Source organism: Oleiphilus sp. HI0117 (assembly GCF_001635235.1).
In genome coordinates, this window is sequence record NZ_LWGA01000761.1 from 1 (window position 1) to 8,281 (window position 8,281).

Annotated in this window: 10 protein-coding genes; 6 read left to right on the forward strand and 4 right to left on the reverse strand. The window is 43.7% G+C overall.

The annotated features are described in order from the left end of the window. Both A3757_RS12145 and A3757_RS12150 read left to right on the forward strand, forming a co-directional pair. A partial coding sequence (locus A3757_RS12145; protein ID WP_068739699.1) for an amino acid ABC transporter permease occupies positions 1–838 on the forward strand: 838 nt, incomplete at its 5' end. Between the two features lie 21 nt (positions 839–859). Further along, positions 860–1,645: an amino acid ABC transporter ATP-binding protein gene (locus A3757_RS12150; RefSeq protein ID WP_304438860.1), complete on the forward strand. Its 786-nt coding sequence runs from the start codon at positions 860–862 to the stop codon at positions 1,643–1,645. A 37-nt stretch (positions 1,646–1,682) separates the two neighbouring features. Here A3757_RS12150 and mobA read toward each other — a convergent pair whose 3' ends face one another. Together mobA and trxA are read right to left on the reverse strand one after the other, a co-directional pair. Next, positions 1,683–2,294 (reverse strand): molybdenum cofactor guanylyltransferase MobA, encoded by a 612-nt coding sequence (gene mobA, locus A3757_RS12155; RefSeq protein ID WP_068509986.1) that lies wholly within the window; start codon positions 2,292–2,294, stop codon positions 1,683–1,685. 78 nt (positions 2,295–2,372) lie between these two features. Beyond that, a complete protein-coding gene (gene trxA, locus A3757_RS12160) occupies positions 2,373–2,699 on the reverse strand; it encodes a thioredoxin TrxA (RefSeq protein ID WP_068509988.1) in 327 nt (108 codons plus the stop codon). A 125-nt stretch (positions 2,700–2,824) separates the two neighbouring features. Here trxA and ppx point away from each other — a divergent pair, with 125 nt between their 5' ends. Genes ppx through folK form a run of 4 tightly spaced genes read left to right on the forward strand, consistent with a single transcriptional unit; the run spans position 2,825 to position 6,339 of the window. Continuing rightward, a complete protein-coding gene (ppx, locus tag A3757_RS12165; protein ID WP_068553023.1) occupies positions 2,825–4,351 on the forward strand; it encodes an exopolyphosphatase in 1,527 nt (508 codons plus the stop codon). A 27-nt stretch (positions 4,352–4,378) separates the two neighbouring features. Then, positions 4,379–5,419, forward strand: coding sequence for a tRNA (adenosine(37)-N6)-threonylcarbamoyltransferase complex transferase subunit TsaD (gene tsaD / locus A3757_RS12170; RefSeq protein ID WP_068509992.1), 1,041 nt, complete (start codon positions 4,379–4,381; stop codon positions 5,417–5,419). Positions 5,420–5,447: 28 nt separating this feature from the next. Beyond that, the gene (gene folB / locus A3757_RS12175) at positions 5,448–5,828 is read left to right on the forward strand and encodes a dihydroneopterin aldolase (RefSeq protein WP_068509994.1); all 381 of its coding nucleotides are present in this window, start codon (positions 5,448–5,450) and stop codon (positions 5,826–5,828) included. Continuing rightward, the gene (gene folK, locus A3757_RS12180) at positions 5,821–6,339 is read left to right on the forward strand and encodes a 2-amino-4-hydroxy-6-hydroxymethyldihydropteridine diphosphokinase (RefSeq protein ID WP_068509996.1); all 519 of its coding nucleotides are present in this window, start codon (positions 5,821–5,823) and stop codon (positions 6,337–6,339) included. The genes folB and folK overlap by 8 nt, the downstream gene beginning before the upstream one ends. 2 nt (positions 6,340–6,341) lie before the next feature. Here folK and pgi read toward each other — a convergent pair whose 3' ends face one another. Together pgi and A3757_RS12190 are read right to left on the reverse strand one after the other, a co-directional pair. Continuing rightward, positions 6,342–8,015 carry a glucose-6-phosphate isomerase gene (pgi, locus tag A3757_RS12185; RefSeq protein WP_068553022.1) on the reverse strand — a complete coding sequence of 558 codons (1,674 nt, stop codon included), beginning with the start codon at positions 8,013–8,015 and terminating at the stop codon, positions 6,342–6,344. A 21-nt stretch (positions 8,016–8,036) separates the two neighbouring features. Next, positions 8,037–8,281: pantoate--beta-alanine ligase (locus tag A3757_RS12190; protein WP_197470018.1), on the reverse strand; the 245-nt coding region annotated here is incomplete at its 5' end.

The following is an 8,281-nucleotide window of genomic DNA, read 5'->3' on the forward strand; positions in this document are numbered from 1 at the left end:
CAGTTACCCCAGCTCAGAACTGTGGCGAGTGAATCTTGCTTTATTGAGTCTCGCTGCTGTCATTGCTTTGCCTTATGTCTTGCCAAAAGATCTTCGGAATAAGATTGGCGTCCCGGTATTTTTGTTATTTCCATTTGTCTGTGCGACATTTCTGGACGGTAGCCTGTTTGGTTTGATGACAGTAAGTACTGACTTATGGGGTGGCTTTGCACTGAATATCTTTTTGGCGTCAGCGAGTATTATTATTGCTTTTCCGTTGAGCTTTTTATGGGCCCTAGGTCGACGATCGGAGATGCCTTTTATACGTAGTGTCTGTATTTTGTTGATCGAGTTTTTTAGGGGAACCCCGGTTTTAGCCCTATTTTTTATGGGCTCGGTAATGCTGCCATTATTTTTTCCTGAAGGCACCAGCGTAGATAAATTACTTAGGGTGTGGATTGTTCTGATTCTATTTATGTCGGGCTATATGGCAGAAGTATTTAGGGGTGGCTTTCAAGCAATTCCCCAAGGGCAATACGAAGCCGCTGACTCGCTTGGCCTAAGTTATTGGCAGAAAACTTTGCTGATTATATTGCCCCAGGTGATCAAAGTATCGATGCCCAATATTCTTGCTACCTTCGTTATGCTATTCAAAAATACTACCTTCCTTTTGATCATCGGTATATTTGAAATGCTCAGTACCACTCAAACTGCTTTGAATAACTCAAACTGGTTAGGGGGACATGCAACGGAAGGCTACTTATTTGTCGCTATGGTCTTTTGGTGTTGCTGCTTTGGTATGTCAATGATCAGCAGTAATATCGAACGCAAGCTGGATACCAGCCATAATAATAAATAGCGCTGTCTACTACGGAGATTAATGATGAAAACAGATGTAAAAAGCCAAAACTCTGAGGTTCTGGGCAGTAAAGATAACGTTATTGAAATTAAAGATCTGAATAAATGGTATGGCAATTTCCATGTGCTCAAAGATATAAACTTAAGTGTCAAAAAGGGTGAACGAATTGTTATCTGTGGACCATCTGGTTCAGGTAAATCGACGATGATTCGTTGTATCAACCGACTGGAAGAGTTTCAAAGAGGGTCTTTGGTTGTGAATGGTGTTGAGATGATCGAAGACGTTAAGAATATCGAAGCGATCCGTCGTGAAGTCGGTATGGTTTTTCAGCACTTCAATCTGTTTCCCCATTTGAGCATTTTAGAAAACCTGACGCTTGGGCCAATTTGGGTACAGAAAAAACCCAAAGAGGAAGCCGAAGCGATTGCAATGAAGTATCTGGAGCGAGTGAAGATTCCAGACCAAGCACTTAAGTACCCGGGTCAGTTATCGGGTGGTCAGCAACAACGTGTAGCGATTGCACGATCTCTTTGTATGTCACCTCAAATCATGCTGTTCGATGAACCAACCTCTGCTCTTGATCCGGAAATGATTAAAGAAGTACTCGATGTCATGGTTGAGCTAGCTGATGAAGGTATGACGATGCTCTGTGTTACTCATGAAATGGGCTTTGCTAAGCGTGTAGCGGACAGAGTAATATTTATGGATGGTGGTGAAATTGTTGAGCAAAATACACCAGAGGAATTCTTTACAAACCCAGAAACTGACCGCTTACAACTATTCTTAAGTCAGATACTTCAGCATTAATCCCAAGCAGCCGAGCTTCTTATTCTTGATGAGAGAGCTAATAGCCTTGAGAAGAAGATAGCTCTTCAAGTGTATTGAAGTTCATAAAGCTACTGGCTTCAGCATTTCTTGATGTTGAGAAATCAACCCAGATAGCACCGTTATCTTTAACCCACTTCATTACGCGGTTTTGCCTGTTTACGATTGCATCTTCCAAGCTATCAACAAACTGAGTAGAAATGCATAAGTGAAGAGGGTGGCTTCTGTTTTCATCTCTCGATGCGATTATCAAAGGCTGACCAGGGAACAGCTCTTGTTTTTGGTACAAGATATTGAGCATCTTTTGACCATACTCTTGTCCAAGGCAGGGTGTATCACAGGGGCTGACAAGCAAATAATCAGCATCAGTGTTCAACATCAAGCTGTGTAGTCCTGCCAAAGGACCTTGGAAGCCTTCGATTGAGTCAGAACACACAAGAGGACTGATTTCTTGATATTGAGTTTGATTGCGGTTGCAGTTGATTAACACGCGACGAACATAAGGCTGAAGCGAGTCAAAAACAGACTGGGCCATTGGTTTTTGTCGATAGAGTTGCAGTCCCTTGTCCTTGCCATCCATACGAGTGGAAAGGCCACCGGCAAGAATACCGCCATCAATTTGCAGTGTCATGAGATCTAAATCTGATAGGAGAGTAGCGATGTGGCACCCAAGAAGAGTGCCACCTATGCAAAGCGTAAACTAGTGGGCTTACAAGTTGCTGTCAACAAAAGCTGTCAACTGAGATTTTGATAGCGCGCCTACCTTCGTTGCATCAACATTACCATTCTTGAATAGCATCAAGGTTGGAATGCCACGAATATTGAATTTAGGTGGGGTTTGCTCATTCTCATCAATATTTAACTTACATATTTTGATCTTGCCAGCATAGTCGTCAGCAATTTCCTCAAGGACAGGGGCGATCATTTTACAAGGGCCGCACCACTCCGCCCAGTAATCGACAAGTACAGGGATGTCAGAATTTAAAACTTCCGTTTCGAAAGTTGCGTCACTTACATTGATGATGTTATCACTCATGTTTTGATTCCAATAAAAGATTTAGAGAAGCCTGAAAGCATTTGATGCGTTACAATACAGCTATCTCTTAAGAAATGAAAAATCGTAACGAGTAATATATAGCCTTATCAGAGGATTTCAAGGACGTGTTAACTCACAATGATACGAAAGCAGAGCCAAATAGCTGCTCAGACCACATTGCAGCGATAGATTTGGGCTCAAACAGTTTTCACATGGTTGTCGCAAAAATTTCTCATGGCGAGATTAGAGTCGTTGATAAGTTTGGTGAAAAGGTCCAGCTAGCGGCAGGTCTCGACGAAAATGGAGAAATAACTCCAGAAGCCCATATCAGGGCAATTGAGTGCTTGAAGCGCTTCTCCCAGCGGATCAAGAGCTTTGACTCTGCATCTGTGCAGATCGTGGGTACAAATGCTTTAAGAGCAGCCAAAAAGAAAACTGACTTTCTGCGTGATGCCGAGCGTGTAACAGGTCACCCAATAGAAATAATTTCTGGCAGAGAAGAAGCGCGTCTAATTTATCTTGGTGTTGCTCATACCCTGGCTGATGATAAAGGCAATCGCCTGGTTATCGATATCGGTGGTGGTAGCACCGAATTGATAATTGGTGAACGCTTTGAGGCAAAAGCCTTAGAAAGTATGCATATGGGCTGCGTTTCTTTCAGAGAAAAATATTTTCCTGGTGGTGAGCTAACTGAGCAAGGATTTAATAAAGCAATCAAGCACGCATCCAGAGAATTATTCAGCATAAAGGAACAATATAAGTCGCTTGGATGGCAGCATACAGTGGGTGCTTCGGGTTCAATTAAGGCTATTCTAAATGCTTTGCGTCATCTTGGTTTAGCTGAAGAAACGATTACATTAAAAGCTTTGAAAGAACTAAAAGGCCTGATGATTACTCTCGGACATTGTGAGGACTTAGTTAAACTAGGTGTGAAATCTGAGCGTGCATCGATCTTTGCAGCCGGCTTTTCCATACTCTACTCATGCTTTAAGGTACTGGGCATCAAAGAAATGGAGTTCACATCGGGCGCGCTTAGGGAAGGTTTGCTGTATGACATACTAGGCCGGATTCAGCATGAGGATGTCAGAGAACGTTCACTTCAATCGATGCAGGCTCGCTATGCTATTGATGTTGAACACGCTGAAAGAGTAGAGAAAACAGCGCTTCATGCATACAAGCAAATTGCTTCGTATTGGGATATAGCCTTACCGCAATGTGAAAATCTACTACGTTGGGCAAGCCGGGTTTTTGAGGTTGGGCACTCTATTGCTCATGCACAATACCACCGGCATGGTGCTTATCTCGTTTATCACTCTGACCTACCAGGTTTCTCGAGATTAACTCAGCTGCACCTTTCTGTGATAGTACGTACTCACAGACGGAAATTTAGTGATGAGCCTTTTATTGGAATGAGTAAACAGGAAACGCAAACACTGAAGCGCCTGTGCACAATATTCAGACTGGCGGTTGCGCTGACAGCAGAACGTAATCAAGCTGAAACGGATTTCACCCTAAGGGCTCAGGACGAGTGCTTATCCCTTAGTATGGGGAAAGGCTGGTTTGAGGCAAATCCCTTAAATACGTCGATCTTGGAGTTAGAGCAAGACTTGTTACGTAAGCAGGGCTTTCTTCTACTGCTAGCTAAAGATTGACGACTTTCCAACTACACGAGATTCTTAATGATTGTTTTAGGTATTGAGTCATCTTGCGATGAGACCGGTGTTGCTTTATATCATAGTGAGAAAGGTTTGCTTGCACACCAGTTATATTCCCAAGTAGAGATGCATGCGGACTATGGTGGTGTTGTCCCGGAATTAGCTTCTAGAGATCATGTAAGAAAAACCATTCCTTTAATAGACGCTATTCTCAAAGAAGCTGGGCTAGAGAAGGGCGATATTGATGCGATTGCCTATACTGCAGGGCCGGGATTAGTAGGAGCGCTGATGGTCGGTGCTTCCATTGCGAATGCCTTAGCGATGGCGCTTGATATCCCCATTATCGGTGTACACCACATGGAAGGACACTTACTGGCGCCGATGCTAGAAGATAGTCCACCGGAATTCCCCTTTATTGGTTTACTTGTATCGGGTGGCCATACTCAATTGGTTTCAGTGCAGTCTATTGGTGAATATGAAATTCTGGGTGAGTCATTAGATGATGCGGCAGGTGAAGCCTTTGATAAAGCGGCGAAAATGTTAGGGCTCGATTACCCGGGAGGTCCCCGAATTGCGAAACTGGCTGAATATGCCCGAACAGAGCTTGGTGGAACACCTTATCGATTTCCCCGTCCAATGACAGATCGGCCAGGACTGGATTTTAGTTTTAGTGGCCTGAAAACTTTTACCTTGAACACGGTAAATGATGTCCGTGCTAAGAAAGAGTTGGATAAAGATGATCAGGCAAGGATCGCGCTAGCATTTGAAGAGGCAGTTGTTGATACGCTTAGAATTAAATGTAAACGAGCCCTTGAACAAACAGGGATGAAAACGCTCGTTATTGCAGGCGGTGTGAGTGCCAATACGCATCTCCGACAGACTCTGGAGCCAATGGTAAAAAAACTGGGTGCCAGGGTTTCTTATGCTCGTCCGGAGTTTTGTACGGATAATGGTGCAATGATCGCTTATGCCGGCTATCAGCGCTTGCAGGCAGGCCAGGGCTCAAATCATGAGTTTGCAGTACAAGCACGTTGGCCACTAGATACGCTGCCTGCACTAGGCTAGATTTTAATCCTGACAATAGGTTAATTTGATGGCTCAAGATTACTCTGAGGTATTAATTGAAAAGCTCGAAATTGACGCCTCAATAGGTGTGTTCGAATGGGAAAAGCAGATCAAGCAAACATTGTTGTTTGACCTTGCTCTAGTGTGTGACTTTTCAGCCGCAGCAGAATCAGATGCCATAGAAGATGCTATTGATTATGTGGCGGTTTGCCAGGAGATTGAGCGCATTACCTTAGCCAAACACCATCAGTTATTGGAGTATCTAGCAGACAAAATAGCCGCATCGCTATTTAATAGCTTTGCAATTAGCGCGATAGAACTAAAAATAAGTAAGCCTGGCGCAGTTCCAAACACAAGATCAGTTGGCGTTAGAGTGAAGCGAACACGAGAGCAGCATAGCCATGCCTAAGGTATTCTTGAATCTGGGCTCAAATGTTGAACGTGATCAGAACTTTCGCTCGGGCCTGAGCAGCCTGAAACGGACCTTTGGTGACTTATCTTTGTCTTCAATTTATGAAAGTGAGCCGGTTGGTTTTGACGGTGCGTGTTTCTATAACATGGCGGTATCAATCGAAACAGAGCTAAGCTTGCCCAAGGTTATAAAGGCATTAAAAACAATTGAAGATAGCCACGGCCGCCTGCGCGGAGATAAACACTTTGCACCAAGAACGCTAGATATTGATGTGGTCAGTTACGGGCAACTGACAGGTTTTCATGATGGAGTTGAGCTCCCGAGGCCGGAGCTATACTACAATGGCTTTGTTCTATGGCCGATGGCTGAGTTAGCACCGGATGATATCGATAGCAAAACTGGCTTAAGCTACCAAGTCTTATGGCAGCTTAAGCAAGTAGAAATCGAAGCGAAGCAAAAGGTATGGCGAATTGATCCAAGTTCAGTTGCTGCTATTCTCAAGCCTTAAGCTTATTTGTTTTCATGAAATCGGTGGTATTCAGCGATTAAACCGGCAGTAGAAGAATCTGCAGCAATGTTGGAATCAGCGTCTTCCAGTTGTTTGAGTACTTCGTTACCTAGCTTTTTACCTAACTCTACTCCCCACTGATCAAAAGAATTAAGCTCCCATATTACACCCTGAACGAAAACTTTATGTTCGTAGGCGGCAATTAGGGCACCGACGCTCTTTGGCAGCGTTTTCTCAATAAGAAAGGTATTACTGGGTTGATTACCTTTGTGCTCCATATGCTTGGCTATGAGTTTGGCTTTGGGTTCGTCGTAACCCCTATTTAATAATTCTTGAAAAGCCTGCCTTTCACTACGCCCCTGCATCAAGGCTTGAGTTTGGCTCAGGCAGTTAGCCAATAACATCTTATGATGAGAGCCTGATGGGTGATGCGTATCAAGCGTAGCAATGAAGTCACATGGGATTAGTTTAGTGCCCTGATGCAATAACTGGTGGAAAGCATGTTGGCCGTTAGTTCCAGTACCCCCCCATATTATAGGGCCTGTATGGTAAGTAAGAGCTTTACCTTTTGTAGATACGTGTTTGCCGTTACTCTCCATATCTAATTGCTGGAGGTGATCAGGAAGAAAGCTCAGATACTGATCATAAGGCATTACGGCATGTGAGTCGGCGCCAAAGAAACTGTGGTACCAAATGCCTAGCATTGCCATCAGGCTTGGCATATTCTGCTCAAAGGGAGCTGAGATAAAATGCTCATCCATTTCGTGTGCGCCTTGTAGCAAGGCTTCGAAGTGCTCATTGCCAATCATAAATGCGATTGGAAGACCAATTGCAGACCAGAGTGAATAGCGCCCTCCTACCCAGTCCCACATAGGGAAGATATTTTCTTCCTTAACTCCAAAGGCTATCGCAGCTTCGATATTACTGCTCACAGCATAGAGATGCATGCCAAGGTCTTCTTGAAGCATTCCGTGCTCTAGTAGAAAGTTCTTTACAGTTTGAGCATTTGTAAGTGTTTCCTGTGTACCGAAGGACTTAGACTGAATCAGGAAAATGGTGGATTCAGGTACGATCTGAGAGAGCACTTGGTGGCTATCGCTACTGTCTACGTTAGCAATATAGTGACAACTCAGGCCTTCTTTGGCGATGGGTGATAGTGCTTCGGTAACTGTTTTGGGGCCTAGATAAGAGCCCCCAATGCCGATACTAACGAGAGTATCAATGGGTTTTCCGGTGTAACCAAGAACTTCCTGTTGGTGTATTTTATCAACGAATTCTTGAATTTGAATTCGACATTCAAGGATTTCATCCAATATATCTTGGCTAGGCGAATAGCTAGTAGTTTGAGTCAGGCTAGACTTTGGAAGTCGTAAGGCCGTATGTAAGACGCCTCTGTCCTCTGTGTTGTTCAGTAAGTCTCCATTCTCTCCTGTGCCACAAAACAAGGCCTTAACCTTTGCTTCAAGCCCTGCTTCAGCAGTGAGCTGAGATAAGAGCGAAATCGTTTCCTCGGTGACACGGTTTTTTGAATAATCATAAAAGACATGTGGTGCCTGAAAGGAGTAGCGATCAAAGCGCTTAGGATCACCTTCAAATAGGTCTTTTACATGAAGCTTAGTAATGAATTTGGCATGATCCTTTAATGCTTGGTAACTAGGTAATACATCCAATGTCATAGTGTTACTCAATATCGATGGTTAAAGATTCACCGTTATATTATCAATTAAACGGGTTGAGCCCAAATACGCGGCTAATAAAATTACGAAAGCTGTATCTGTTTCTTGTGAAGGAGCAAGTGTTGTGGGCTTGGCTATATTGAAGTAATCGGGTTTAAAGCCATTTTTAACCAAGTGTGATTTGGCGTCCTCGCATAATGCAGTGATATCCCGTTCGCCAGCCTGAAGCTGCGCAGCACAATGTTGCAATAGCTGGTAAATCTTAG

What these genes read in the sequence shown, in the direction of transcription:
- pgi (WP_068553022.1), bottom strand. Translation starts at nt 8,015, where the DNA reads ATGACATTGGATGTATTACCTAGTTACCAAGCATTAAAGGATCATGCC.
- folK (WP_068509996.1), top strand. Translation starts at nt 5,821, where the DNA reads ATGCCTAAGGTATTCTTGAATCTGGGCTCAAATGTTGAACGTGATCAG.
- trxA (WP_068509988.1), bottom strand. Translation starts at nt 2,699, where the DNA reads ATGAGTGATAACATCATCAATGTAAGTGACGCAACTTTCGAAACGGAA.
- tsaD (WP_068509992.1), top strand. Translation starts at nt 4,379, where the DNA reads ATGATTGTTTTAGGTATTGAGTCATCTTGCGATGAGACCGGTGTTGCT.
- A3757_RS12150 (WP_304438860.1), top strand. Translation starts at nt 860, where the DNA reads ATGATGAAAACAGATGTAAAAAGCCAAAACTCTGAGGTTCTGGGCAGT.
- folB (WP_068509994.1), top strand. Translation starts at nt 5,448, where the DNA reads ATGGCTCAAGATTACTCTGAGGTATTAATTGAAAAGCTCGAAATTGAC.
- mobA (WP_068509986.1), bottom strand. Translation starts at nt 2,294, where the DNA reads ATGACACTGCAAATTGATGGCGGTATTCTTGCCGGTGGCCTTTCCACT.